Source organism: Ewingella sp. CoE-038-23, from assembly GCF_040419245.1.
In the GTDB taxonomy this organism is placed as follows: domain Bacteria; phylum Pseudomonadota; class Gammaproteobacteria; order Enterobacterales; family Enterobacteriaceae; genus Ewingella; species Ewingella allii.
Genome location: NZ_JAZHOH010000001.1, coordinates 3,427,377 through 3,454,218 on the forward strand (window position 1 = coordinate 3,427,377; position 26,842 = coordinate 3,454,218).

At 51.9% G+C, this 26,842-nt stretch carries 23 protein-coding genes; 14 read left to right on the forward strand and 9 right to left on the reverse strand.

Annotation, left to right across the window (positions count from 1 at the left end):
- Nucleotides 1-127 precede the first annotated feature (127 nt).
- The 5 genes from lon to bolA form a co-directional block, all read right to left on the reverse strand.
- On the reverse strand, nucleotides 128-2,482 hold the full coding sequence (gene lon / locus V2154_RS16355; protein WP_353503072.1) for an endopeptidase La: 2,355 nt from the start codon (nucleotides 2,480-2,482) through the stop codon (nucleotides 128-130).
- Nucleotides 2,483-2,674: 192 nt separating this feature from the next.
- Entirely contained in the window at nucleotides 2,675-3,949 is a 1,275-nt protein-coding gene (gene clpX / locus V2154_RS16360; RefSeq protein ID WP_034792384.1) for an ATP-dependent protease ATP-binding subunit ClpX, read from the reverse strand.
- Between the two features lie 190 nt (nucleotides 3,950-4,139).
- Entirely contained in the window at nucleotides 4,140-4,763 is a 624-nt protein-coding gene (gene clpP, locus V2154_RS16365) for an ATP-dependent Clp endopeptidase proteolytic subunit ClpP (protein ID WP_034792385.1), read from the reverse strand.
- Nucleotides 4,764-5,207: 444 nt separating this feature from the next.
- Nucleotides 5,208-6,512, reverse strand: coding sequence for a trigger factor (gene tig / locus V2154_RS16370; RefSeq protein ID WP_353503073.1), 1,305 nt, complete (start codon nucleotides 6,510-6,512; stop codon nucleotides 5,208-5,210).
- 458 nt (nucleotides 6,513-6,970) lie between these two features.
- Nucleotides 6,971-7,285 carry a transcriptional regulator BolA gene (gene bolA, locus V2154_RS16375; RefSeq protein ID WP_353503074.1) on the reverse strand — a complete coding sequence of 105 codons (315 nt, stop codon included), beginning with the start codon at nucleotides 7,283-7,285 and terminating at the stop codon, nucleotides 6,971-6,973.
- A 351-nt stretch (nucleotides 7,286-7,636) separates the two neighbouring features.
- On the opposite strand from bolA, the gene V2154_RS16380 reads away from it, so the two are divergent.
- From V2154_RS16380 to V2154_RS16415, 8 genes are all read left to right on the forward strand, one after another.
- A complete protein-coding gene (locus V2154_RS16380) occupies nucleotides 7,637-8,215 on the forward strand; it encodes a lipoprotein (protein WP_353503075.1) in 579 nt (192 codons plus the stop codon).
- Between the two features lie 130 nt (nucleotides 8,216-8,345).
- On the forward strand, nucleotides 8,346-9,824 hold the full coding sequence (gene ampG / locus V2154_RS16385) for a muropeptide MFS transporter AmpG (RefSeq protein ID WP_353503076.1): 1,479 nt from the start codon (nucleotides 8,346-8,348) through the stop codon (nucleotides 9,822-9,824).
- A gap of 528 nt (nucleotides 9,825-10,352) precedes the next feature.
- Nucleotides 10,353-11,306: a cytochrome o ubiquinol oxidase subunit II gene (gene cyoA / locus V2154_RS16390; RefSeq protein ID WP_034792398.1), complete on the forward strand. Its 954-nt coding sequence runs from the start codon at nucleotides 10,353-10,355 to the stop codon at nucleotides 11,304-11,306.
- A 3-nt stretch (nucleotides 11,307-11,309) separates the two neighbouring features.
- The gene (gene cyoB, locus V2154_RS16395) at nucleotides 11,310-13,301 is read left to right on the forward strand and encodes a cytochrome o ubiquinol oxidase subunit I (RefSeq protein ID WP_353503077.1); all 1,992 of its coding nucleotides are present in this window, start codon (nucleotides 11,310-11,312) and stop codon (nucleotides 13,299-13,301) included.
- Nucleotides 13,291-13,908, forward strand: a complete 618-nt coding sequence (locus tag V2154_RS16400; RefSeq protein ID WP_034792403.1) for a cytochrome o ubiquinol oxidase subunit III — start codon at nucleotides 13,291-13,293, stop codon at nucleotides 13,906-13,908. Before cyoB ends, V2154_RS16400 begins: the two co-directional genes overlap by 11 nt.
- Complete coding sequence (locus tag V2154_RS16405) at nucleotides 13,905-14,237, forward strand: cytochrome o ubiquinol oxidase subunit IV (RefSeq protein WP_034792406.1); 333 nt, start codon at nucleotides 13,905-13,907, stop codon at nucleotides 14,235-14,237. The genes V2154_RS16400 and V2154_RS16405 overlap by 4 nt, the downstream gene beginning before the upstream one ends.
- A gap of 18 nt (nucleotides 14,238-14,255) precedes the next feature.
- Nucleotides 14,256-15,143, forward strand: coding sequence for a heme o synthase (gene cyoE, locus V2154_RS16410; protein WP_034792408.1), 888 nt, complete (start codon nucleotides 14,256-14,258; stop codon nucleotides 15,141-15,143).
- A gap of 217 nt (nucleotides 15,144-15,360) precedes the next feature.
- A complete protein-coding gene (locus V2154_RS16415) occupies nucleotides 15,361-16,725 on the forward strand; it encodes an MFS transporter (protein WP_353503078.1) in 1,365 nt (454 codons plus the stop codon).
- 64 nt (nucleotides 16,726-16,789) lie between these two features.
- Here the strand turns inward: V2154_RS16415 and V2154_RS16420 are convergent, their stop codons facing one another.
- Nucleotides 16,790-17,281: a YajQ family cyclic di-GMP-binding protein gene (locus V2154_RS16420; RefSeq protein ID WP_034792410.1), complete on the reverse strand. Its 492-nt coding sequence runs from the start codon at nucleotides 17,279-17,281 to the stop codon at nucleotides 16,790-16,792.
- Between the two features lie 259 nt (nucleotides 17,282-17,540).
- Between V2154_RS16420 and panE the strand changes: the two genes are divergently transcribed.
- Nucleotides 17,541-18,455 carry a 2-dehydropantoate 2-reductase gene (panE, locus tag V2154_RS16425; protein ID WP_353503079.1) on the forward strand — a complete coding sequence of 305 codons (915 nt, stop codon included), beginning with the start codon at nucleotides 17,541-17,543 and terminating at the stop codon, nucleotides 18,453-18,455.
- Entirely contained in the window at nucleotides 18,415-19,020 is a 606-nt protein-coding gene (gene yajL, locus V2154_RS16430) for a protein deglycase YajL (RefSeq protein ID WP_353503080.1), read from the forward strand. The genes panE and yajL overlap by 41 nt, the downstream gene beginning before the upstream one ends.
- An 85-nt stretch (nucleotides 19,021-19,105) precedes the next feature.
- On the opposite strand, the gene thiI is transcribed toward yajL, so the two are convergent.
- Nucleotides 19,106-20,554 (reverse strand): tRNA uracil 4-sulfurtransferase ThiI, encoded by a 1,449-nt coding sequence (gene thiI, locus V2154_RS16435; RefSeq protein ID WP_353503081.1) that lies wholly within the window; start codon nucleotides 20,552-20,554, stop codon nucleotides 19,106-19,108.
- A gap of 325 nt (nucleotides 20,555-20,879) precedes the next feature.
- On the opposite strand from thiI, the gene xseB reads away from it, so the two are divergent.
- The 4 genes from xseB to V2154_RS16455 all read left to right on the forward strand — a co-directional run bounded on the left by xseB (nucleotide 20,880) and on the right by V2154_RS16455 (nucleotide 25,139).
- Nucleotides 20,880-21,122 (forward strand): exodeoxyribonuclease VII small subunit, encoded by a 243-nt coding sequence (xseB, locus tag V2154_RS16440; RefSeq protein WP_154145607.1) that lies wholly within the window; start codon nucleotides 20,880-20,882, stop codon nucleotides 21,120-21,122.
- Nucleotides 21,123-21,128: 6 nt separating this feature from the next.
- Complete coding sequence (gene ispA / locus V2154_RS16445; RefSeq protein WP_353503082.1) at nucleotides 21,129-22,058, forward strand: (2E,6E)-farnesyl diphosphate synthase; 930 nt, start codon at nucleotides 21,129-21,131, stop codon at nucleotides 22,056-22,058.
- Between the two features lie 86 nt (nucleotides 22,059-22,144).
- On the forward strand, nucleotides 22,145-24,007 hold the full coding sequence (dxs, locus tag V2154_RS16450; RefSeq protein WP_353503083.1) for a 1-deoxy-D-xylulose-5-phosphate synthase: 1,863 nt from the start codon (nucleotides 22,145-22,147) through the stop codon (nucleotides 24,005-24,007).
- Between the two features lie 157 nt (nucleotides 24,008-24,164).
- Nucleotides 24,165-25,139, forward strand: coding sequence for an aldo/keto reductase (locus V2154_RS16455; protein WP_353504016.1), 975 nt, complete (start codon nucleotides 24,165-24,167; stop codon nucleotides 25,137-25,139).
- A 72-nt stretch (nucleotides 25,140-25,211) separates the two neighbouring features.
- Here V2154_RS16455 and pgpA read toward each other — a convergent pair whose 3' ends face one another.
- Nucleotides 25,212-25,706 carry a phosphatidylglycerophosphatase A gene (pgpA, locus tag V2154_RS16460; RefSeq protein WP_353504017.1) on the reverse strand — a complete coding sequence of 165 codons (495 nt, stop codon included), beginning with the start codon at nucleotides 25,704-25,706 and terminating at the stop codon, nucleotides 25,212-25,214.
- Nucleotides 25,707-25,768: 62 nt separating this feature from the next.
- Nucleotides 25,769-26,755 carry a thiamine-phosphate kinase gene (gene thiL / locus V2154_RS16465; RefSeq protein WP_353503084.1) on the reverse strand — a complete coding sequence of 329 codons (987 nt, stop codon included), beginning with the start codon at nucleotides 26,753-26,755 and terminating at the stop codon, nucleotides 25,769-25,771.
- Between the last annotated feature and the right edge of the window lie 87 nt (nucleotides 26,756-26,842).

The window sequence follows — 26,842 nt, forward strand, 5'->3', positions numbered from 1 at the left end:
TATGCAAGCAACCGAAACCAGTCTTAAACGCGCTGACAACTGACTAACTTAACGACACAAAAAAAGGCTGGCAAGTGGGATTTCACCTGCCAGCCTGAGTTTTATTGAACTGTGATGGTCGAGATCACTATTTTGCCGCTACCGGAAGTGCGCCGAACGCTGGATTTTGCAGAGCAAGATTCAAAACGTCGTCAATACGCTTAACCGGATGGATCTCCAAATCACCTAAAACGTTGGCTGGGATCTCTTCCAGGTCACGTTTGTTGTCATCAGGGATCAGCACTACTTTGATACCGCCGCGGTGAGCAGCTAACAGCTTCTCTTTCAGGCCGCCGATTGGCAGAACCTGACCACGTAAAGTTATTTCGCCAGTCATAGCAACATCGGCGCGAACCGGGTTACCTGTCAGGCAAGATACTAATGCGGTACACATCGCAATACCGGCACTCGGGCCATCTTTCGGCGTCGCACCTTCTGGTACGTGAACGTGAATATCACGTTTTTCGTAGAAGTCAGCGTTGATGCCCAGCTTGTCCGCACGAGCGCGGACCACGGTCAGCGCGGCCTGAATCGACTCTTGCATCACTTCGCCGAGTGAACCGGTGTAGGTCAACTTACCTTTACCCGGTACGCAGGCCGTTTCGATGGTCAGCAGCTCGCCGCCCACTTCGGTCCACGCCAGGCCAGTCACCTGACCTACGCGGTTTTCGGTATCTGCACGGCCGTAATCCACTTTCTGCACGCCAAGGAAATCTTTCAGGTTATCGCCGTTGATTTCGATGTGCTTCAGAGTCTTATCCAGCAGCAGCTGTTTAACCGCTTTGCGACACAGCTTGGACAATTCGCGTTCCAGACTACGCACGCCGGCTTCGCGGGTGTAGAAACGGATAATGCCAATGATCGCGCTGTCATCCACTGTCAGCTCGGTTTTCTTCAGGGCGTTACGCTCAATTTGCTTCGGCAGCAGGTGCTGTTTGGCGATGTTCAGCTTTTCATCTTCGGTATAGCCGGAAAGACGAATCACTTCCATACGGTCCAACAGCGGAGCTGGAATGTTCATTGAGTTGGAGGTCGCCACGAACATCACGTCTGACAGGTCATAATCGACTTCCAGATAGTGATCGTTAAAGGCCACGTTCTGTTCTGGATCAAGCACTTCCAGCAGAGCTGACGACGGATCGCCACGCATGTCGGAAGACATTTTGTCGATCTCATCGAGCAGGAACAGTGGGTTTTTAACGCCAACTTTCGCCATCTTCTGGATCAATTTACCCGGCATAGAACCGATGTAAGTACGACGGTGGCCGCGGATTTCGGCTTCGTCACGCACGCCGCCCAGCGCCATACGCACATACTCACGGCCCGTTGCACGCGCAATGGACTGACCCAGAGAGGTTTTACCCACGCCCGGAGGCCCAACCAGACAGAGGATTGGCCCTTTGATTTTGCTGACACGCGTTTGCACCGCAAGATATTCAAGGATACGGTCTTTGACACGTTCGAGGCCAAAATGGTCGGTATCCAGAACTTCCTGGGCTTTACGCAGGTCTTTTTTCACTTTACTGCGTGAATTCCACGGCACCTGAAGCATCCAGTCGATGTAGCCGCGAACCACGGTCGCTTCGGCGGACATCGGGGACATCATTTTCAGTTTTTGCAGCTCAGCTTCGGTTTTTTCACGCGCTTCTTTCGGCATTTTCGCCGCTTCGATTTTGCGTTTCAGCGCCTCGTGCTCATCAGGTGCATCATCCATCTCACCCAATTCTTTCTGAATGGCTTTCATTTGCTCATTCAGATAGTACTCACGCTGGCTCTTTTCCATCTGCTTTTTGACACGATTACGGATGCGTTTCTCAACTTGTAACAAGTCGATTTCCGATTCCATCATCGCCATCAGATATTCCAGACGCTCAGTGATATCAAACATTTCCAGAACGGACTGTTTGTCACTAAGTTTCAACGGCATATGCGCGGCGATGGTGTCAGCCAGACGGGCTGCATCTTCAATGCTGTTAAGCGAAGTCAGCACTTCCGGCGGAATTTTTTTATTCAGTTTGATATAGCCTTCAAACTGATTAATGGCCGTGCGCACCAGAACTTCCTGTTCGCGCTCGTCCACAGCCGGAGATTCGAGATATTCAGCCTGTGCCGCGAAATGCTCACCGTTGTCAGACAACGTGGTGATGCGCGCACGCTGTAACCCTTCAACCAGCACCTTCACGGTGCCGTCGGGCAGTTTCAGCATCTGTAATATGGAGGCAACGGTGCCTACAGAAAAGAGATCATTAACGCCCGGCTCATCAGTAGAGGCTTCTTTCTGTGCCACCAGCATGATTTTTTTGTCGTGATCCATCGCGGCTTCAAGGCACCGAATCGATTTTTCCCTGCCAACAAACAACGGGATCACCATGTGCGGATAAACCACCACATCGCGCAAAGGCAATACGGGGATTTCAATGCGTTCGGAACGCTCAGGGTTCATAGAGCTCTCTCTTAGTTTAGCTTCCGCCAGGTTAAGGAAATCTCGTGAAACACGAGTCAGACGGGTTTCAGCAAGTCGTTATTGGAGTATATGGGGATGAATATCTGACATTCAACGACAAGAATGCGAGTAAAAAAAAATGGGGGACAAAATCCCCCATTTATTAACTAACCCACTGGAACAGCTGGTGAATTATTCGCCAGATGCTTGCTGTGCCTCGGGTTTGCCATAAATCATCAACGGCTCGGATTGACCCGCGATGACGGATTCATCGATTACCACTTTGTCGACGCTGTCGAGGGATGGCAAGTCGTACATAGTGTCCAAAAGTGCCCCTTCAACGATAGAGCGCAGGCCACGAGCACCGGTTTTACGGATCATCGCTTTCTTAGCAATCGCCACCAGTGCTTCGTCGCGGAACTCTAGCTCGACACCTTCCAGATTGAACAATGCCTGATACTGCTTAGTCAGGGCATTTTTCGGCTCTTTCAGGATCTGAATCAGCGCGTCTTCGCTCAACTCGCTCAGCGTAGCCACTACGGGTAAACGACCGATGAACTCAGGGATCAGACCAAATTTGATCAAATCTTCTGGTTCAGCCTGAGCCAGCAATTGGCCTTCAGTGGCTTTCTCAGCTTTACCTTTGATCTCTGCACCAAAACCGATACCTGTACCGGTGTTAATGCGTTGACCAATCACTTTATCTAAGCCAGCAAAAGCACCGCCACAGATGAACAGAATTTTTGAGGTATCAACCTGCAAGAACTCTTGTTGCGGATGCTTACGACCGCCCTGAGGAGGCACAGCAGCAACCGTACCTTCAATCAGTTTCAACAGCGCCTGCTGAACACCTTCACCTGAAACATCACGGGTGATAGATGGGTTGTCAGACTTGCGGGAAATCTTGTCGATTTCATCGATATACACGATACCGCGTTGCGCTTTCTGTACGTCGTAATCACATTTCTGTAGCAGTTTCTGGATAATGTTTTCAACGTCTTCACCCACGTAACCGGCTTCGGTCAAGGTGGTGGCATCCGCCATGGTGAAAGGAACGTCGAGGAAACGAGCCAGAGTCTCAGCCAACAGCGTTTTACCGCTACCTGTTGGACCGATCAGCAAAATGTTGCTCTTGCCCAGTTCAATACCGTTGTTGGTATCACCGTTACGCAAGCGCTTGTAGTGGTTATAAACCGCAACGGCCAGAACCTTTTTCGCAGGCTCTTGCCCGATGACATAATCATCGAGGTGTTGGCGGATTTCATGTGGCGTTGGCAGTGCGCTGCGTTCGCGATGCGGAGCAACTTCTTTAATCTCTTCGCGAATAATGTCATTGCACAGATCGACACATTCATCGCAGATATACACTGACGGCCCGGCAATCAGCTTGCGAACTTCATGCTGGCTTTTGCCGCAAAAAGAGCAGTACAGCAGCTTTCCTGAACCGTCTTTGCGCTTATCTGTCATCAGTAAACCTCTTCTTTAATATCTGTTTCGCAGGGTGACTGCGGCACGACTATTTTAAACTGCTGCCATATCGTTGACCAATGTCAGTTCCGTCAAAGACGAATTGACGCGTACTTGCAGCAACCAACACTGCGCATACGCGCCACAGCATGACTTAACTATAGACCATCAGTCCGGCAGAAATAAGTCGTCAGACGCGATGGGTAAATACGGAGTCAACTAAACCGTACTCTACAGATTCTTCAGCAGACAAGAAACGGTCGCGCTCAGTGTCACGCTCTATTTCTTCAAGAGTTTTGCCCGTATGTTTCGCCATCAGCTCATTCATACGACCTTTCACTTTCAGGATCTCTTTAGCGTGGATTTCGATATCCGTTGCTTGTCCCTGATAGCCGCCCAGCGGCTGGTGAATCATTACGCGTGAGTTTGGTAAGCAGAAACGCTTGCCTTTCGCACCCGCGGTCAACAGGAATGCGCCCATTGAACAGGCCTGGCCCATACAAATGGTGCTCACATCCGGTTTGATAAATTGCATGGTGTCATAGATAGACATCCCTGCAGTGATCACGCCGCCCGGAGAGTTAATGTACAGAAAAATGTCTTTCTCTGAACTTTCTGCTTCCAGGAACAGCATCTGAGCCACAATCAGGTTAGCCATATGGTCTTCAACCTGGCCCGTAAGGAAAATAATACGTTCCTTCAGCAGACGGGAGTAGATGTCGTAAGAACGCTCACCCCGTGAAGTCTGCTCAACAACCATGGGTACCAGAGCCATGTTCGGTGCAAATTGATCTCGTTCACCACTGTATGACATAACCGTCTCCTAATAGAATTCTCTTTTGGCGCTAGTTAAAACCGATTCTACTTGAGATAGGCATTGATGACTACGCTCAAGCGGCCAAGTCGCCGTTATCACGGCTGACGGTTGTTATCAGTCTGAATTTAGCAGCAAAGCTACCTGGTTTGTATTTAACAATTGGGGGAACGAACACCCCTTTTCAAGCCCGCTGGGAGATTTCTTTCTCTGGCTGCGCATTTTTCATTGATTGGCTTAACAATAGCAGAGCCTGTTAAAGCGGCCTCCACTACCCACTTGCTGGCCTACTCTCTTTGCTTACGTTGATAAATATAGTGCAAAAACAACAGCAAAAAAGAAAAATGTCATCTGTAGAGCATAAAAAAGCCCGCAGTAAAAACCGCGGGCTTTTATGTAGAGCCGTTAACCTCTCGGCAAACGGCTCAATCACCGGCAAATCAATTATGCAGGTTGAGTCTGGTTCATCAGCTCAGTAAAGGTAGTGGCTTTTTCAGTCACTTTCGCTTTAGCCAACAGGGTTTCGACCGCTTGTTCTTCCAGCGCGACGTTACGCATGTTGTTCATCAGCTCTTTGTTTTTGCTGTAGAACTCAACAACTTCAGACGGATCTTCGTAAGCAGAAGCCATCTCTTCGATCAGCGCTTTAACACGATCTTCGTCAGCTTTCAGTTCGTGCTGGCTGATAACTTCACCCAACAGCAGACCTACAACTACGCGACGTTTAGCTTGCTCTTCGAACAACTCACGCGGTAATTCCAGCGCTTGTTTTTCGTTGCCGCCGAAACGTTGTGCAGCCTGACGACGCAGAACGTCAACTTCACCGTCGATCAGTGCAGCTGGAACGTCGATTTCGTTAGCGTTAACCAGACCGTCGATTGCCTGAGTTTTGATGCGGTTACGAACAGCACCTTTCAGCTCGCGTTCCATGTTTTTACGCACTTCAGCACGCAGGCCTTCAACAGAACCATCAGCCACGCCGAAACGTTTGATGAACTCTGGAGTCAGTTCTGGCAGCTCACGCTCTTCAACTTTCTTCAGGGTGATCGCGAACTTAGCCGCTTTACCTTTCAGGTTTTCAGCGTGGTAATCTTCTGGGAAGTTTACGTCGATGACGAATTCTTCACCTGCTTTGTGACCCAACAGACCTTCTTCGAAGCCTGGGATCATGCGGCCCTGGCCCATAGCCAGTACGAAATCAGAGGCTTTGCCGCCTTCGAAATCTTCACCGTCGATAGAACCTGAGAAATCAACAGTTACGCGATCTTCAGCAGTAACGGCAGCGTCAGTTTCTTTCCAGTCAGCTTGTTGCTTGCGCAGCGTTTCCAGCATGGTGTCAACATCAGCGTCGTTAACTTCAACAACTGGCTTCTCAACTTCGATGTTTTCCAGATCTTTCAGCTCAACTTCTGGGTACACTTCGAATTCAACGCTGTAGTTGAAGTCTTCGCCCAGTTTGTACTCACCCGGAATATAGTTAGGTGCGCCAGCTGGATTGATTTTCTCTTTGATGATCGCGTCAACGAAGTTGCGCTGCATCAGATCACCCAGAACGTCCTGACGAACGGAAGCACCGTAACGCTGCTCGATGATGTGTTTTGGTACTTTGCCTTTACGGAAGCCGTCAATACGTACTTTTTTCGATACGTTGACCAGTTCGCTGCTCACTGCTTTTTCAATGCTGTCAGCAGGAACAGTAATAGTTACACGGCGCCCAAGGCCTTGAGTGGTTTCAACAGAAACTTGCATCTTGTTACCTCAAAAAAATTACAGTGCTCGGTCAACTCCAGAAGTCGTTCTCAAGATGAGAAGCGTGGAAAAGAACGAACTTACCTTGAAAACGACTTCTAAGAACCGGGACAGTCCTGATTAAGAACGTAGCCCTGTATTCGAAAGCGTCCCGAAACCATTCCGGAAAAATAAGACGCGACATTATAGCGGCGCATAGACGGCGAGTCGAGGACGGTAATCTACTGCGTGGGAGGAAAACTCGCATTGCGGTCGATCCCTCGGAAAACGTAGTCGATGCAAAGGCTTAAACAACCCTGTCGCCTGCCAGCCACTTATTCTTCTCGTTTAAAACAGAAACGGCCCGCAGGCCGTTTCAGAATTTGCCCCTACTAATACCGCATCTTATGGAGAAAGTTCCAGTGATACCGTACCCTAGAAGGGAATTTTATGATTTTTGGGAGCAAGATCCTTCGCGATTAGGCTAAGGTTCCGGCACCTCGACAAGCAGGCGAAGCTAATACAGTATCCTGTAAGCCTTCCCACTCTTTTTGCGTATAAGTGTGTAATGCCAAGGCATGAACACTCCCCGCAAGCTCCTCTGAAAGTACGCCATAAATCGCTCTGTGACGTGAAAGGAAGCGCTCACCGACAAATTTATCGGACACCACTACTACTTTGAAATGGCTTTCTGAACCGGCTGGGACATTGTGACGATAACTCTCATCAGTTACTTCCAGAAACGCAGGTTCAAACGCTGCAACTAATTTTGCTTCTATTTGCTCGCGAATCATAGCAATCTCCTTACGCCGTTAGCAGGGAACTGCATCCTTACTTGACCATCTGTCACACTATTAAGGATAGGCGGCTTTGCGATTTATTAGTATGTTACAGAAACAAAATTTCTGCTGCGATTGATAAAAAAGGCAATCGGTTTGTCTTACCTAATGGTATTTAGCCATTAATCTGCATTTTAGGCGAAACCATTAGATATCAATAAGTCAGTTTGCTTTAAATTTAATCAAATGTCGCTTTTACCACCAGTCAGGGCTTACACCCAAAAATGGCGATGTTATGATGTAACCACTATCAGTAATCGATCCCATTTTACATCTGGAATCAGATGCATTAATTGAGAACCTAACATGTTGAAAAAAATCATTTTCCCTGTATTAGCATTGTTCATGCTTGCAGGTTGCGCTACCAGCACCAACACCTTAAATATTTCGCCAAAAATCACTCTGCCAACGCAGGATCCTACCCTTCAGGGCATCACTATCAGCATTAATGGTGCTGACCAACGTCAGGATCAGGCGCTGGCTAAAGTGAACCGTGACGGCCAGTTGGTTTCCCTGACCCCATCTCGTGACCTGCGCTTCCTGCTGCAAGAGTCTCTGGAAAAGCAAATGACCGCGCGCGGTTACATGATTGGTGCAGACGGCGCCGTTGATCTGCAAGTGGTGGTGAACAAACTGTTTGCTGACGTGCAAGAAGGCAACCTGCGCTACAACATCACCACCAAGGCTGATATCTCCATCATCGCTACGGCGAAAAATGGTAATAAACAGGTTAAAAACTACCGTTCTACTTACAATGTGCAGGGTGCGCTTACTGCGACCAACGACAAAATCACCAATGCGGTTAACAGCACGCTGGGCGACGTCATCAACGACATGGCTCAAGACACCAGCATTAGTGACTTCATCAAAGCCAACGCCCGTTAATCTTAACCGGCTAAGCTGACTGACTCTTCTGCCCGGCACTGTCGGGCAGAATTGTTTTTACCATTATTTCCCGCCTTCATTTATCATTCCCCAGCGCCTCTACTCTATCGGTCTGCGGGAACACATTTTAATGGTAAGCCAGTACTTCAAAATCTTCACACAGCGCAATACGCTGATATTACTGCTGCTCGGGTTTGCATCCGGCTTACCTCTGGCATTGACCTCGGGCACGCTGCAAGCCTGGATGACCGTCGAGAATGTCGATTTAAAAACCATTGGGATTTTCTCTCTGGTCGGCCAGGCCTACGTTTTCAAGTTCCTCTGGTCCCCGATGATGGACCGCTACACCCCCTCTTTCTTCGGCCGCCGTCGTGGATGGTTAATCCTCACCCAGCTGCTGTTGGTGGCCTCGATTTTCGCTATGGGCTATCTCGATCCGGCGAAAGAGCTGTTCTGGCTGGCTGCGTTGGCAGTACTGATCGCCTTTGCTTCCGCCTCGCAAGATATTGTTTTTGATGCCTATAAGACGGATCTTCTGCCCGCCGCCGAGCGTGGCAGTGGTGCGGCCGTGTCGGTATTGGGCTATCGATTGGCGATGCTGGTTTCTGGCGGGTTGGCGCTGTGGATAGCCGATCGCTACCTCGGCTGGCAACACATGTACTGGTTGATGGCGGGCCTGATGCTGATTGGCGTGGTGGCCACCATTATGGCGCCGGAGCCTGATGTCTCTGAGCCAGCACCTCGTACCATAGAAATTGCAGTCGTAGCCCCTCTCAAAGACTTTTTCAGCCGCAACAACGCCTGGCTGATTCTGCTGCTGATTGTGATGTACAAGATGGGCGACGCGTTCGCGGGGAGCCTGAGTACTACTTTCCTGATTCGCGGCGTGGGGTTTGACGCCGGGGAAGTGGGCTTGGTGAACAAAACCCTTGGTCTGTTAGCGACGATTATTGGCGCGCTGTATGGCGGCATGGTGATGCAGCGCCTCAGCCTGTTCCGCGCGTTAATGATTTTCGGCATTTTGCAGGCCGTTTCCAACGCGGGATACTGGATTTTGGCGGTCACGGATAAGCACATCTACTCTATGGGCGCGGCGATCTTCTTCGAAAATCTGTGCGGAGGAATGGGCACCGCCGCGTTCGTCGCGCTGTTAATGACGCTATGCAATAAGTCGTTCTCCGCCACCCAGTTTGCGCTGCTCTCGGCGTTGTCCGCCGTTGGCCGGGTGTACGTCGGGCCGATCGCCGGTTGGTTTGTCGAAGCACATGGCTGGCCGCTGTTCTATCTCTTCTCCATCGCCGCCGCCGTGCCGGGGTTGCTACTGCTGGCTATCTGCCGCCAAACCCTTGAACACACGCAAAACACCGACGAGTTCTTACCACGCACTCTATTCGCCAGCCATTACCGACTGGCGCTGCGCATCTTAATGGTAGGTTGCTTACTGTTAGCGGCATGGCTGGTGCTATTGATCACCAACTCGCTGGAGTGGACCACCTTCACCTCTCTGCCGCAGAAACTGATCGAAGCCGGGGCTGTGATTTGCCTGTTCGGCATCGCGCTCGGCAGCATTCTCGACTTTGTGGCTCTGCGCCGCCTGCGTCGAGTTTAAGACAGTTCGCCCTTGTCCCTTAAGTCGAATTCTGGCCTGATATATCGGTGTAAATCATGGGTATATCAGGGCTGGCGGGGCGATTCAAGGGCATTGGCGAGGCCAAAACCAAGCTCAAATTAAGTAACATTTCCCTGCGCTGAGATAAACTTCATTCAATAAAATATAATTAATAAGTTACAGCATCTTTCAAATACACTTTTTTTTTACCTGCTTTTTATTTTTAAATTCACCGTATTTATACATTGCGTTAACATTAATTAAACCTACCAAGAACATTACACTTCGCATTAAATATTAAGCATTACTGCTATACCTTGTTTTTACTCACCATAGTGAAAGAAACCCACGCAACATATTGTTGACATTGAGAAATTGTCACTCTCCGTGACATGTGTGACTTCGTTAACATAAAGTGGCAGTGGCCCGCTGACACTTCCTTAAGCGTGTTTACAGTACTGCAACCTTCCCGTAAAATGCCCGCACACATGGAGCGACAATAGAGCCCTGATTTATTGAGGTCGTTAGATGAGACTTAAGAAATACAATAAAAGTATTGGGATGTTGTCCTTATTTGCATCTGCTTTAATGTTAAGTGGTTGCAATACGGCATTGATGGATCCCAAAGGAGCAATTGGACTCGAGCAGAGAACGCTGATACTGACCGCAATCGGATTAATGCTGATCGTGGTTATACCAGTTATTATCATGGCCTTTGCATTTGCATGGAAGTATCGCGCTTCTAATACAAACGCTAAGTACAGCCCGAACTGGTCCCATTCCAACAAAATCGAAGCCGTGGTCTGGACGGTTCCAATTATCATCATTGCCATCCTGGCAACGATAACTTGGAAAACCACTCACGAACTTGACCCGTTCAAGCCTATCGTATCTGACCAAAAGACCCTGACAGTTGAAGTGGTTTCTTTGGACTGGAAATGGTTGTTCATTTATCCAGAACAAGGCATCGCAACTGTTAACGAATTGGTTATCCCTAAAGATGTTCCGGTTCAGTTCAAAGTCACTTCTGACTCTGTGATGAACTCGTTCTTTATTCCTCAGTTAGGCGGACAGATTTACGCGATGGCGGGTATGCAGACTCAGTTGCATTTGATTGCAAACGAAGCTGGTACCTATAAAGGCATCTCGTCAAACTTCAGTGGCCGCGGTTTCTCTGGCATGAAGTTCAACACCATTGCTACTCCTACGCGTGAAGACTTTGACGCATGGGTTGCGAAAGTGAAGAGCGCGCCAAACCAACTGGCAACCACTGACGACTTCAACAAACTGGCAGCGCAAAGTATCGACAACCCGGTTGAATACTTCGCAAGCGTCAAACCTGAATTGTTCAAAGAAATTATTGGCAAATTCATGGGTGATATGAACATGCACAAAGGCCAGACAATGCCAATGCCAGCCGGCACTGACATGAAAGGCATGGACATGGGCGATCATGCTCACGCAGCCGGAGCCGAGGAATAAACGATGTTGGGAAAATTAACACTTGATGCGATCCCGTATCATGAACCGATTATCGTGGTCACCGTTGCCGCGATAATTATTGGTGGCTTGGCCGTTCTGGCCGGCATCACCTATTTCGGCAAATGGAAATATTTGTGGAACGAATGGATCACCTCCGTTGACCACAAAAAATTAGGTATCATGTACATCATTCTGGCCTTCGTCATGCTGTTGCGTGGCTTTGCCGATGCCATCATGATGCGTAGCCAGCAAGTCCTCGCCTCTGCGGGAGAACCGGGCTTCCTACCGCCTCATCACTACGACCAAATCTTTACCGCGCACGGCGTGATCATGATCTTCTTCATGGCGATGCCTTTCGTTATCGGTCTGATGAACGTGGTTGTGCCGCTGCAAATCGGTGCTCGTGACGTTGCATTCCCGTTCCTGAACAACATCAGCTTCTGGTTTACCGCCGCTGCCGTTGTACTGATCAACATCTCTCTGGGGGTTGGTGAGTTCGCGCAGACCGGTTGGTTGGCCTATCCGCCGTTGTCAGGTAAGGAGTACAGTCCGGGTGTCGGGGTCGATTATTGGATATGGAGTCTCCAGATATCCGGTATTGGTACCTTGCTGACCGGTGTTAACTTCTTCGCCACCATCCTCAAGATGCGTGCGCCTGGTATGCCGCTGATGAAAATGCCGGTATTTACCTGGGCTGCGTTGTGTACCAACGTCTTGATCATCGTGTCGTTCCCAATTCTGACCGTAACCGTTGCGTTGCTGACCCTGGATCGCTATCTGGGCACCCATTTCTTCACCAATGATATGGGCGGCAACATGATGATGTACATCAACCTGATTTGGGCCTGGGGCCATCCGGAAGTGTATATCTTGGTTCTGCCAGTATTTGGTGTGTTCTCAGAAGTTACTGCGACCTTCTCCAAAAAACGTCTGTTCGGCTACACCTCACTGGTATGGGCAACCATCGCCATCACCGTGTTGTCGTTCGTTGTTTGGCTGCACCACTTCTTCACCATGGGTTCAGGTGCCAACGTCAATGCCTTCTTCGGTATCATGACGATGATTATTTCTATCCCAACAGGGGTAAAAATCTTCAACTGGCTGTTCACCATGTACCAAGGCCGTATCCAGCTTAACGCTGCGATGCTGTGGACTATCGGCTTCATCATCACCTTCTCTGTAGGTGGTATGACCGGCGTTCTGTTGGCTGTTCCAGGCGCAGACTTCGTGCTGCACAACAGCTTGTTCCTGATTGCTCACTTCCATAACGTTATTATCGGTGGTGTGGTATTCGGTTGCTTCGCTGGCCTGACTTACTGGTTCCCTAAATCCTTCGGCTTCACGCTGAATGAAAAATGGGGTGTGCGTTCATTCTGGTTCTGGATCATCGGCTTCTTCGTCGCCTTCATGCCGCTCTATGCACTGGGCTTCATGGGTATGACTCGCCGCGTTAGCCAGAATATCGACCCTGAGTTCCACCCATTACTGGTCGTGGCAGCTTGTGGTGCAGCATTGATTGCAATCGGTATTCTTTGCCAACTGATCATGATCGTTGTGAGTGTTCGTGACCGCGACCAGAACCGTGACCTGACGGGTGACCCGTGGGGCGCACGTACTCTGGAGTGGGCAACCTCTTCTCCTCCTCCGTTCTATAACTTCGCAGTAGTACCTCAGGTACATGACCGCGACGCGTTCTGGGACATGAAAGAGAAAGGCGAAGCTTATGTTAAACCAGCAAAATATGAAAAAATTCATATGCCACGTAACAGCGGCGCAGGCTTCATCATTGCGATGCTCAGCCTGGTAAGCGGTTTTGCATTAATCTGGGATATCTGGTGGTTGGCGCTGGTTAGCTTCATCGCACTGGTTGTAACCTGGATTGTGAAAAGCTTCGATGAAGATGTTGATTACTACGTGCCGGTTGAAGAAATCGAACGTATTGAGAGCCAACATTTTGAACAAATCAGCAAAGCAGGCTTGAAACATGGCAACTGATACCCTGACTAACCACGACGCAGCCCATGCAGAGCATGGGCACCACGACGCAGGTGAAACCAAAGTCTTCGGCTTCTGGATCTACCTGATGAGCGACTGCGTACTGTTCGCGAGCTTGTTCGCAACTTACGCAGTACTGGTGCACGGGACCGCTGGCGGCCCGTCTGGTAAAGATATTTTTGAACTGCCATTCGTACTGGTAGAAACCTTCTTCCTGCTGTTCAGTAGTATTACTTACGGCATGGCGATGCTGGGCATGACTAAAGGCAGCGTAAAAGCTGTTAACAGCTGGTTGTTCCTGACCTTCCTGTTTGGTCTTGGCTTCATCGCGATGGAACTCTATGAATTCCATCACTTGATTAAAGAAGGCTACGGTCCGGATCGCAGTGGTTTCTTGTCAGCGTTCTTCGCGCTGGTAGCAACCCACGGTCTGCACGTAACTTGTGGCCTGATCTGGATCATCACCATGATGGTACAGGTTAGCCGTCGCGGCCTGACCGCAGTTAACCAAACCCGCCTGATGTGCCTGAGCCTGTTCTGGCACTTCCTGGACGTGGTATGGATCTGCGTATTCACCGTTGTTTATCTGATGGGGGTATTAGCATGAGTCATTCTGCCACTTCCCATGGCGGCGCAAGCCACGGCAGCGTGAAGTCATACCTGATTGGCTTCATCCTGTCAGTTATTCTGACGGTTATCCCGTTTGCCATGGTAATGAGCGATACAGCTTCACATTCGCTTATCATTGGCACGGTGGTCGCATCTGCGATTATCCAGATCGTTGTACATCTGGTTTACTTCCTGCACTTAAGTACTGCATCGGAAGCACGCTGGAACCTGGTGGCATTTCTGTTCACCGCTGTGATTATCTTTATCGTCGTTGTGGGCTCACTGTGGATTATGTATAACCTCAACCTCAATATGATGGTCAGTTAAAGAGCCGAGCTGCACGTGATGATTAAGCAATACCTGCAAGTAACGAAACCAGGAATTATTTTCGGTAATTTAATTTCTGTCGTCGGGGGATTCCTCCTTGCTGCCAAAGGCAGCATCGACTTCCCTCTCTTTCTCGCCACCTTAGTGGGCGTCTCGTTGGTTGTCGCATCGGGTTGTGTTTTCAACAACTTTATTGACCGCGACATCGACAAGATTATGGAAAGAACGAAGAACCGGGTCCTGGTTAAGGGCCTGATTCCGCCGAAAACAACCCTGGTTTACGCTACCATTTTGGGTATTGCGGGCTTTGCGTTGCTGTATATCGGTGCCAATCCGCTGGCGATGTGGCTGGCTGTGATGGGCTTTGTGGTTTATGTCGGGGTTTATAGCCTGTATATGAAACGCAAATCGGTATATGGCACGCTGATCGGCAGCTTGTCAGGGGCAGCGCCTCCAGTTATCGGTTACTGTGCCGTTTCCGGCCAGTTCGATATGGGCGCGCTGATCCTGCTGCTGATCTTCAGCCTGTGGCAGATGCCGCACTCGTACGCGATTGCCATCTTCCGCTTTAAAGATTATCAGGCTGCCAACATTCCGGTTCTGCCGGTAGTGAAAGGCATTTCAGTGGCTAAACACCACATCACCGTCTACATCATTGCTTTTATGGTGGCGACCTTGATGCTGACCTTGAGCGGCTACGCGGGTTATAAATACCTGATTGTGGCTGCCGCCGTGAGCGTCTGGTGGTTGGGCATGGCGCTGAAAGGTTACAAAACCGAAAACGACATCGTGTGGGCAAGAAAGCTGTTTGTCTTCTCGATTATCGCGATCACTTCGCTGAGCGTCATGATGTCTATCGACTTCAACGCCGCTTCGCCGAACAACTTGTTAACCTACGTCTGGTAAGCATGACGCGCTGAGTTCTTTAGCGACATACAGCACAACAATGGCCAGTAGCGATACTGGTCATTTTTTTGAGCCCTCCCCTGCTTTATCCAGTCAGAATTTTCATAACGTTGTGCTTCTGGCCCACTGGCGGCGGTAATATCTGCTAAACATCCAGCAATTTACCGGCACAAGTTAAAGACATTACAATGTCGCAGGTTTTAGTCTTGAGGTAGTAATGAACGATAACCAAATGACCCCGCAGGAAAGCCGGGCGACGTGGGGACTAGGGATAGTTTTCTCTTTGCGCATGCTCGGCATGTTTATGGTGCTACCCGTCCTGACCACTTACGGTATGGCGCTCGCGGGTGCCAGTGAAACACTTATCGGCATTGCTATCGGTATCTATGGACTGGCACAGGCCGTCTTCCAAATTCCTTTTGGCCTGCTCTCCGACCGCGTTGGCCGCAAGCCGCTGATCGTCTTCGGGCTTATCATCTTCTGTATCGGTAGCGTGGTTGCCGCATCAACAGATTCAATCTGGGGCGTGATCATTGGCCGCGCGATGCAAGGCTCGGGCGCGATTGCTGCCGCCGTGATGGCGCTGCTGTCTGACTTAACGCGCGAGCAGAACCGCACCAAGGCGATGGCCTTTATCGGCATCAGCTTTGGTATCACCTTTGCTATCGCCATGGTGCTCGGCCCAATCATTACCCATGCGTGGGGCCTGCATGCGCTGTTCTGGGCCATCGCCCTGCTGACGATTATTGCCATTGTTATCACGCTGTTGGTGGTCCCGGCTCCAGCGACCCACATCCTTAACCGTGAATCGAGCATGGTGAAAGGCAGCTTTGGCAAGGTGTTGGCGAACAAGAAACTGTTGAAGCTTAACTTCGGCATTCTCTGTCTGCACATTCTGCTGATGTCGAGCTTCGTGGTGCTGCCACAAGTGATGGAGCACGCGGGCTTCCCGCCGAGCGAGCACTGGCGTGTCTATCTGGTGACTATGCTTGTCTCCTTCGTGGCGGTCATTCCGGTCATCATCTACGCCGAATCTAAGCGTCACATGAAGCAAGTTTTCATGGGCTGCGTGGCGGTGTTGCTGCTGGCTGAGCTGGTGCTGTGGTATGCCGGTCTGCGCCTGTGGGTGGTGATTGCCGGCATCCAGCTGTTCTTCTTAGCTTTCAACGTGATGGAAGCCATCCTGCCTTCGCTTATCAGCAAAGAGTCTCCGGCGGGCTATAAAGGCACGGCGATGGGCGTTTACTCCACCAGCCAGTTTATCGGCGTGGCCATCGGCGGCAGCTTGGGGGGTTACGTTTACGGAGCGGGCGGTGCTGGCGCAGTCTTCTTGGTTTGCGCGGCGATTGCCGTGGTCTGGCTGATTGTCAGCGCCACCATGAGCGAACCGCCTTACGTCAGCAGCCTGCGCATTACGCTGTCTGAGCTGGCGGTGAAAGACTCGGCCCTTGAAGCACGCATCAAAGCCCAGCCGGGCGTTGCCGAAGCGATTGTAGTGCCGGAAGAACTGAGTGCTTATGTCAAAGTCGACACCAAACAGACCAACCGCAAAGCGCTAGAGCAACTGGTCGCCATTGCCTAATACTTTGATGAGATAATAAAAAAGGACGCTCACAGGGCGTCCTTTTTTGTTTGCGACAGGGCAATCAGTCGCGGAAGTTCTTAAACTGGAAAGGCTGGCCCAAATCACCTTTGCGCACCAGCGCCATCACGGCTTGCAGGTCATCACGCGCTTTACCCGTCACGCGGATTTCATCGCCCTGAACCTGAGTCTGCACTTTGATTTTGCTGTCTTTAATCAGCTTAACAATCTTCTTGGCAACCGCAGATTCAATCCCTGAGTGCAGTTTAGCTTCTACGCTGTAAGTCTTGCCGCTGTGATCCATTTTCTCAGGGATCTCCAGCGCCGCGCCTTCAATGCCACGTTTTGCCAGCTTTTCACGCAGAATATCAACCAGTTGGTTCACCTGAAAATCAGATTCGCTGGCGACTTTGATGGTTTCGTTTTTCTCATTCAGCTCGAAGCTGGCGGGAATGTTGCGGAAATCCCAACGGGTTTGCAGTTCACGGCTAGCGTTGTCGACCGCGTTGAGCACTTCCTGCATGTCGATTTCAGAAACAATGTCGAATGACGGCATAATCGCTTCTCCCTGGGGCTTTAACCCATGTCGTTATGATGATAAGTCTTATGATGGCGTGCATAATACCGCCTTCGCTCATTGAAGCCAAAAATAAGCCGTCGGTTTTTATTAGGCTGGCCGTTAAGATGGTGCCGATGGGCGAAAATATGTGACACACAGCACAGAATGCTATACTAAAAAATACAAATTAATAACAAATTAGAAACATTAAATTCGATTTACTGAGTATGTTAGATCTGATTGCTCAGGAGGCATAATGAAAATTACAGTTCTTGGCTGCGGTGCCCTGGGGCAGCTTTGGCTATCTACCCTGTACCAACAAGGCCATGACGTACAAGGTTGGGTACGCATTCCACAGCCTTTTGTTGCCGTTAACGTGATATCGCCGGACGGCGTGGCGTTCAACCGTAACCTCCCAACCAATGACCCGCAGCATTTGGCCGAAAGCGAACTGCTGTTGGTGACGCTAAAAGCCTGGCAAGTTTCCGGCGCGGTGAGCGCTCTAATGCCGATGCTCAACGACAATTGCATTCTGCTGCTGCTGCATAACGGCATGGGTACCATTGATGAATTACCGGCCAGCCGCCTGTCCATTTTACAAGGGGCGACCACCCACGCCGCACGCCACGAGGGCAATGCCATTCTGCACGTTGCCGCCGGGATAACCCATATCGGCCCGGTATCTGCGCGAGGCGCGGCTTCCAGCCATATCGCCGACGTGCTGCATGACGCCCTGCCCGACGTGGCCTGGCATAACAACATCTACCCTTCTCTATGGAACAAGCTGGCGGTTAACTGCGTGATTAACCCTCTGACCGCCGTACATAATTGTACTAATGGCGACTTGCTGGGATTTAGCAGCGAAATAGAGCAGATTTGCGCCGAAGTGGCGGAAGTGATGGCGATTGAGGGATATCAAACTCACGCAGAGTCCCTGTTGAGCTATGTGTATCAGGTGATCGACACCACGGCCGCCAACCACTCGTCGATGTTGCAGGACATTCGCACTCAGCGTCACACAGAAATCGACTATATTACCGGCTATGTTATCCGCCGCGGGCGCAAGCACGGGCTGACTCTGCCGGTGAACAGTCACTTATTCGATACCGTTAAAAGAAAGGAAAATGGCTATGAGTGTTTCGGTTCTGGTCTGCCTGGCACCTGGGAGTGAGGAAATTGAGGCCGTCACGGCCATCGACTTGCTGGTTCGAGCCGGTGCCAAAGTGACCACGGCAAGCGTAGCAGGCGACGGCGCGCTGGAAATCACCTGTTCGCGCGGCGTGCGGCTGCTGGCCGATGCCCCACTGGTGGATGTCGCCGATAACGACTTTGACGCCATTGTTCTGCCGGGCGGCGTGAAAGGCGCCGAGTGCTTCCGCGACAGCCCGCTGCTGGTGGAAACCGTTCGCCAGATGCACTTTGCCGGTAAAGTTGTCGCTGCCATCTGCGCCGCGCCAGCCCTGGTGCTGGAGTATCACGACTTATTCCCTATCGCCAATATCACCGGTTTTCCAGGGTTGAAAGATAAAATCGCCGCCAACAAATGGTCAGATCGCCGGGTGATGCATGACCCTCGGGTTAATTTGCTTACCAGTCAGGGGCCGGGCAGTTCGATGGAGTTCACCCTAAAGTTGATCGAACTGCTGTTCGACCGGCCAAAAGCGGCGGAGATTGCCGCTCAGCTAGTCATGTCTCCGGGAATTTATAATTTCACTGACGAAGGGGCGCGTGAGTAATCGCTCACTATCGTTTGATGGCATTGAGAAAAGACCATAAAAAAACCCGGCATGGCCGGGTTTTGTTTTTAGCGCGCGATAAGGCTTAAGGGCGGTAAACTTTAACGTTGGTGTAGCCCTGCTCAAGCAGATAGAGCGCCTGTAGGCGGCTCATCACGCCGCGCTCGCAGTACAGCAAGTAGGTTTTGCTCTGGTCCAAATCGGCGAACTGGGTGCTCAACTTGTAGAAAGGCACGGCCTTGATTTCGACATTTTCCAGCTCCAGCGGCTTCTCTTCCGCTTCGTCTGGCGCACGGATATCCAGAAGAATGTCAGTACTTACTAACTCAGCCACGGTTTCGACTTCTTTCACTTCCTGCGCGGCTTGTTCAGCAATCTGGCGAATATCCTGGTTCTGCGCTTCGCTAACCACTTTGTCGAGAATCGAGAAGTCGAACATCTGCTCTTCGGCTTCGATTTTCTCTTTAACGGCTTTCACGGTCGGGCTTTTAGAAATCACGCCGCAATATTCCGGCATGGTTTTAGCAAAGTCTTCAGTGCCAATTTGGCGAGCCAGATTGATGATGTGCTCTTTATCGTGAGAGATAAGCGGACGCAGGATCAGCGTGTCTGTCGCATTGTCGATGAGACGCAGGTTGGTCAGCGTTTGGCTGGAAACCTGCCCCAGCGCCTCGCCCGTTACCAGCGCCTGAACGCCGTAACGCTCGGCGATTTGCGAAGCTGCGCGCACCATCATGCGTTTCAACACCACGCCCATCTGGCCATCTTCGACTTTCTCAAGGATTTCACCCACCACCGGCTCGAAGTCGATAGCGATGAAACGCACTTTGTGTGAGCTGCCAAAACGGTTCCACAGGTAGTAAGCCACCTGCTTCACGCCGATTTCATGGGCTGAGCCGCCAAGGTTGAAGAAGCAGTAATGCACGCGGCAGCCGCGACGCATCAACATATAGCTCGACACGCCGGAGTCAAACCCGCCGGAGATCAGCGACAGAACGTCTTCCTGCGTCCCAATCGGGTAGCCGCCCAGACCTTCGTGACGGCTTTTGATCAGCACCAGCTGGTCGTCGTTGATTTCCAACTTCACGGTCACCTGCGGATTGGTCAGATTAACGCGCGCAGATTCAACGTGTTGATTCAAACCACCGCCAACATAGCGCTCGACGTCGCCGGAGCTGAAGCTATGTTTACCACGGCGCTTCACGCGCACGCAGAAGGTTTTGCCTTCAACTTCAGGGCCATAAGCTTCCAGCGCCTGCTCGAAGATATTGTGCATGTCGGTGTAAGGACGATCTTCCACTTCTTCGACGTGACGAATGCCGGGAATGCGGCACAGCAATTCGATAATCAAGTCGTGTTTACTTTCGTCTTTACTGCGAACTTCGATATGATCCCAGTGGCGAACCACAGCCAATGACTCATCCTGAGGTTTAATGATGTTGCGAATGCTGCTTGCGAGGATCTTAATGAAGCGCAAACGCACAGATTGACTCTTGATGGTGATTTCTGGGAACAATTTAATGATAAACTTCATAGCAGTCTTTTGTTAGCAGTGAGAAAACAGGGAATGAGTGGCTGGATCAGGCTGAAAGCGCCTATTATTGTTAAGCCCAACGCCGACTAACACTAACGAGTAATAGAGCCTGTTGGCATTTCAGCGTTGAATAGCCGTATAGCTTAACGATAATTTTGTTGAGCCAGATTCAGCGGCGCAAAGTATACCACTTTAAATAGGGTCTCTGCGCACAAAACCACACATCGGGTATGACGTCGAGACGGAATCCCGCCAGGGCGATGACTTACATTGCAGCGTCACGCTGCTGCCCAACCTATCTGACCAACGAGTTTGAAAGAGAATTATGCCGAAAAAAGCTGTAGCACCCGCCAACTTTGAAACTGCTCTGGCCGAACTGGAACAGATTGTCTCTCGCCTCGAATCTGGCGAATTGCCGCTGGAAGACGCGCTGAATGAGTTCGAAACCGGCGTGCAATTGGCCCGTCAGGGACAGCAAAAATTGCAACAAGCCGAGCAACGCGTTCAAATCCTGCTGGATAGCGACAATGACGCCCCGCTGACACCTTTTACCCCGGACGCTGAGTGATCTGTCATGGCTGATATTGCACAACAAGCCGAAGGCATTGATTTCAACAGCCAGCTCCGTTCGGCGCAAAAACGTGTCGATCGGGCGCTAACCTCCTACATAGATGCCCAACCTTTTGCCGAGATGCCGCTGGCTCAGGCCATGCGCCACGGTGCGTTGTTGGGTGGAAAACGCCTGCGCCCTTATTTGGTCTATGCTACAGGTCAGCTGTTTGGTTTGCATTTGGACTCACTGAACGCCCCGGCGGCAGCCATTGAATGCATCCACGCCTATTCATTGATCCATGATGATTTACCCGCCATGGATGATGATGACCTGCGTCGCGGTCAACCCACTTGCCACATTAAATTTGGCGAGGCGAACGCCATTTTGGCGGGTGATGCCTTACAAACGCTGGCCTTCACTATTTTGGCCGACGGCCCGATGGGCGAAGTGCGGTTGCAAGATCGCCTGTCAATGATGTCTGAATTAGCCGCGGCCAGTGGTATTGCCGGCATGTGTGGCGGTCAGGCACTGGATTTGGCGGCTGAAGGTCAACAGATCGATCTGCAAGCCTTAGAGCAGATCCATCGCCACAAAACCGGCGCACTGATCCGCGCCGCGGTACGCATGGGGGCGTTAGCCGCGGGTGAAAAAGGCCGCGCTGCGCTTCCTCAATTGGATATTTATGCCCAAGCCATTGGCCTGGCGTTTCAGGTTCAGGATGACATTCTGGACGTGATTGGCGACACCGAAAAACTCGGTAAACGTCAGGGAGCCGATCAGCAACTCGGCAAAAGTACCTATCCCGCACTGCTGGGACTGGATGGCGCACAAGCGAAAGCCAAAGACCTCTATCAAGAAGCGGTCGCGGCATTAGAACAGCTGGCCGCACTTTCTTACAATACGGCACCGCTGCACGCATTAGCCCGCTTCGTGATTGAACGCGATAATTGATATAGCCGGGCCATGGGCGTTGTGACATGGAAGCAACAACGCCCGCGAGGCAGCCTATATGCCGTTGAACTTACTATGAGCAACTCATGAGTCTTGAATTAGCCAAATACCCGACCTTGGCGCTGGCGGAGAATCCCGAAGAACTCCGTTCGCTTCCTAAAGAGAGCTTGCCAAAGCTCTGCGACGAACTTCGCCAATACCTATTGGCCAGCGTCAGCCAGTCCAGCGGGCATTTTGCGTCCGGTTTGGGCACGGTTGAACTGACCGTCGCGATGCACTACGTCTATAACACGCCATTCGACAGTCTGGTGTGGGACGTCGGCCATCAGGCCTATCCGCACAAAATCCTGACCGGCCGCCGCGACAGAATTTCCACTATCCGCCAAAAAGATGGCCTGCATCCCTTCCCGTGGCGCGGAGAGAGCGAGTTTGACACCCTGTCCGTGGGTCACTCCTCCACCTCGATCAGTGCCGGTTTAGGCATGGCCGTGGCCGCCGAGCGCGAAGGCAAAGGCCGCCGGACCATCTGTGTGATTGGTGATGGCGCCATCACCGCCGGTATGGCATTTGAAGCGATGAACCACGCGGGTGACATCAAGTCAGACATGCTGGTGGTGCTCAACGACAATGAAATGTCGATTTCTGAGAACGTCGGCGCGCTGAATAATCATCTGGCACAGCTGCTCTCCGGCAAGCTTTACTCGCGCCTGCGCGAAGGCGGCAAGAAGGTGCTGTCCGGCATTCCTCCAATTAAAGAGCTGGTGCGCCGCACGGAAGAACATCTGAAAGGCATGATGGTGCCTGGCACTTTGTTCGAAGAGCTGGGCTTTAACTATATCGGCCCGGTTGACGGCCATGACGTGCTGGCGCTGGTGCAGACGCTGAAAAACATGCGCGAGCTGAAAGGCCCGCAGCTGCTGCACATCATGACCAAGAAAGGCAAAGGCTATGAGCCAGCCGAGAAAGATCCGATCAGCTGGCACGCCGTGCCGAAATTTGATCCGCTGTTAGGCACGCTGCCGAAAAGCAAAGAAGGGTTGCCGACTTACTCTAAAGTGTTTGGCGACTGGTTGTGCGAAACCGCCGCCAAAGACAGCAAGCTGATGGCGGTCACTCCGGCGATGCGCGAAGGCTCCGGCATGGTGCGCTTCTCCAAAGAATATCCACAGCAGTATTTCGACGTGGCGATTGCCGAGCAGCACGCGGTGACCTTTGCCGCCGGGCTGGCTATCGGCGGCTACAAGCCGATCGTCGCCATCTACTCGACCTTCTTGCAGCGCGCCTACGATCAGGTGATCCACGACGTGGCGATTCAAAACCTGCCGGTGCTTTTCGCCATCGACCGTGGCGGTATCGTCGGTGCCGACGGCCAGACCCATCAGGGCGCGTTTGACCTGTCCTTCCTGCGCTGCATCCCGAACATGGTCATCATGACGCCGAGCGATGAGAACGAATGTCGCCAGATGCTGCACACCGGCTACCACTATCAAGAGGGTCCGGTGGCGGTGCGTTACCCTCGTGGCAACGGAACCGGCGCGGAGTGTACGCCGCTGGCCTCCTTACCAATGGGTAAAGGCATTGTGCGTCGCGAAGGCGAGAAAATCGCCATCCTAAACTTCGGCACCCTGCTGCCAGAAGCCAACGCCGTGGCCGAAAAGCTGAATGCGACGCTGGTCGATATGCGTTTCGTTAAACCTCTCGACGAAGCTCTGGTGCTCGAGCTGGCTTCTAGCCATGAAGTGCTGGTAACGCTGGAAGAGAACGCCATCATGGGTGGCGCGGGCAGCGGCGTGAATGAGCTGCTGATGTCCAAACGCCTGATGGTGCCGGTGCTGAATATTGGTTTGCCGGACCACTTCGTCTCTCAAGGCACACAGGACGAAGTGCGCCGCGACATTGGTCTGGACGCCGAAGGCATCGAACGCCAAATCAACGACTGGCTGGCCTAACCGCCGCCGCATCTCCCCTCTTTAGCTATTTTAAAGAGGGGAGCTTCACACTTACTCCCGCCGTTATCCTGCTCTCCGTCCTGCCTGAACTACACTTATAGCGTGCTATGAATCTGCACAGGTTGTTCTTGAATAAAAACAACAAGCAGGAGGAATGATGCAACGCATTACACTAGGAAAAACCGATCTTGAGGTGTCACGCCTGTGTTTGGGCTGTATGACCTTTGGCGAGCCGGACCGCGGCTCTCACGCCTGGACTCTGCCCGAAGAGAGCAGCCGCCCTATCATTAAGCAGGCGCTGGACGCCGGAATTAATTTCTTCGATACCTCCAATAACTACTCCGATGGCAGTAGCGAAGAAATTATTGGCCGCGCGCTGAAAGAGTACGCCCGGCGTGAAGACCTGGTGGTCGCCACCAAGGTCTACAATGCCGTCACCGGCCTCAAGCCGGGGCTGTCTCGCGCTTCAATTCTGCAATCCATTGATGACAGCCTGCGGCGCTTGGACATGGAGTACGTGGACCTGCTGCAAATCCATCGCTGGGACTATGAGACGCCCATCGAAGAGACGCTGGAAGCACTGAATGACGTGGTGAAAGCAGGCAAGGCGCGCTACATCGGCGCGTCTTCCATGCATGCCCGGCAATTCAAGCTGGCGCTCGAAGTGTCGGCGAAAAACGGCTGGGCGTCGTTTGTCTCGATGCAGGATCAGTACAATCTGATCCAGCGCGAAGAGGAAAATGACATGCACCCGCTCTGCGTGCAGGAGAATATCGCCGTCCTGCCGTGGAGCCCGCTGGCGCGAGGCAAACTGACGCGGCCTTGGGGCGAAACCACGGCGCGATCGGTTTCCGATGAAGTCAGCCAAAAGCTGTATGACGCCACGGATGCTGTTGATGCCAAAGTTGCCGAGCGTCTGGAGAAAGTGGCTGAGGACCACGGCGTTCCGCGGGCGCAAATTGCCTTGGCGTGGCTGTTGGCCAAGCCTGCGGTTACTGCACCAATCATCGGTGCCTCGCGCCCTGCCCACCTTGAAGACGCTATTGCGGCGCTGCAAGTGAAGCTATCGATAGAAGAGATTGCCGAGCTGGAGATGGCCTATCAGCCGCATGAGGCGACGGGCTATAAATAATCGCGGTGAGGGGAAGGCGTAAAAAAGGCGCTGAAGCCAGAAGCTCAGCGCCTTTTCACATTTCAAGTCGGCTTAAAACAGGCCAATCGGCCAGTGATGCCCAACCAAATAGATAATGCCTGCGGCAAAAATCCCGGCGATAACATCATCAATCATGATACCCATGCCGCCATGAACATTGCGGTCGAACCAGCGGATAGGCCACGGCTTCCAGATATCCAGAATGCGGAATACCACAAAACCGCCGACGATCCACTGCCAATCATTGACTGGCAGCGCCATCAGCGTGATCCACATGCCGACAAACTCATCCCACACGATGCTGCCGTGATCGTGAACCTGCATGTCTCTGGCCGTTTGGCGGCAGAGGTAAACCCCGATACAGATGCTGAACATCACCACCAGCGAGTAAAGCTGCCACGGCAGGTAGGTCAGCACGATCCAGAAAGGGATCGCGGCAATCGAACCGGCAGTGCCCGGCCCGTAAGGGAAAAGCCCGCTGCCAAAGCCGGTAGCCAGCAAGTGCCACGGGTTGCGCAGGTTAAGGCGCTTCTTCGCAGCGGCCATATCTCGTTTGTGGTCGCCGGTTTTACCTTTGTAGTTCTCAGGTCGCTTTTTATGGCTAACGGTCACGCAACAACTCCTGCTGAAAAGTGATCAAACCCTTGCCAGTCAAGCTCCACCGGCTCGCCTGAACGCAAGAAGGTGATGCCTTCAGACAGCGGAGCCATCTGGCCGACACAGGTAAAATCAACGCCCAGATGGCTGAGGGCCACGTCCAGTGCGCCACGGTTGATTTCGGGAACGGTGAAGCAAAGCTCATAGTCTTCGCCACCGGTCAGCGCCCATTTCAGCGCCCGATCGCCATCCACGCTGCCCAGAAGTGCTTCTGACAACGGCAACGCGTCTAAGTCGATACGCGCGCCGCAGCCGCTGGCGGTCAGCACGTGTTTAAGGTCTGAAATCAGGCCGTCTGAGATATCAATCGCCGCGGTGGCTAAACCACGCAGTGCCTGACCCTGCAAAATACGCGGCGTCGGGCGAAGGTGGCGTTGCAGCAGAGTGTCGCGATGCTCGGCATTGTCGACGGTCAGCTGATCCAGCAGCAGGGCCAGGCCTGCCGCGCTGTCGCCCAGCGAGCCGGTAACGAAGATCCAGTCACCGACGCCGGCACCGCTGCGCGTTAAGGCGCGATCCATAGGAATCAGCCCCTGAATGGTCAGGGTCATGCTTAATGGGCCACGGGTGGTGTCGCCGCCAATCAGTTGCATACCGTAGTAATTGAGCTGATCAAACAGGCTATCGCTAAAGGCTTCCAGCCACTCGGTGTTCACTTCCGGCAGGGTCAATGCCAGCGATACCCACGCCGGATCGGCGCCCATGGCGGCTAAATCACTGAGATTCACTGCCAATGCTTTATAACCGAGATCGGCCGGATCGATTGTTTTGAGGAAATGAATGCCTTCTACCAGGGTATCGGTACTTACCGCTAATAGCTGCTTTTCAGCGACAGTCAGCAGAGCGCAGTCGTCGCCAATGCCTAACTGAACATCCCGGCGGGCCGTTCTGTACCGGTTGAAGTAGCGAGCTATTAAATCAAATTCGCCGCATGCCATAGTAAAATTCCAGATTGAGTCACCCAATATCATTCGAGCTGGTGCCTAGCTGCGCAAGGAGCAACACCGGCGCGCCTGCCAACTGAA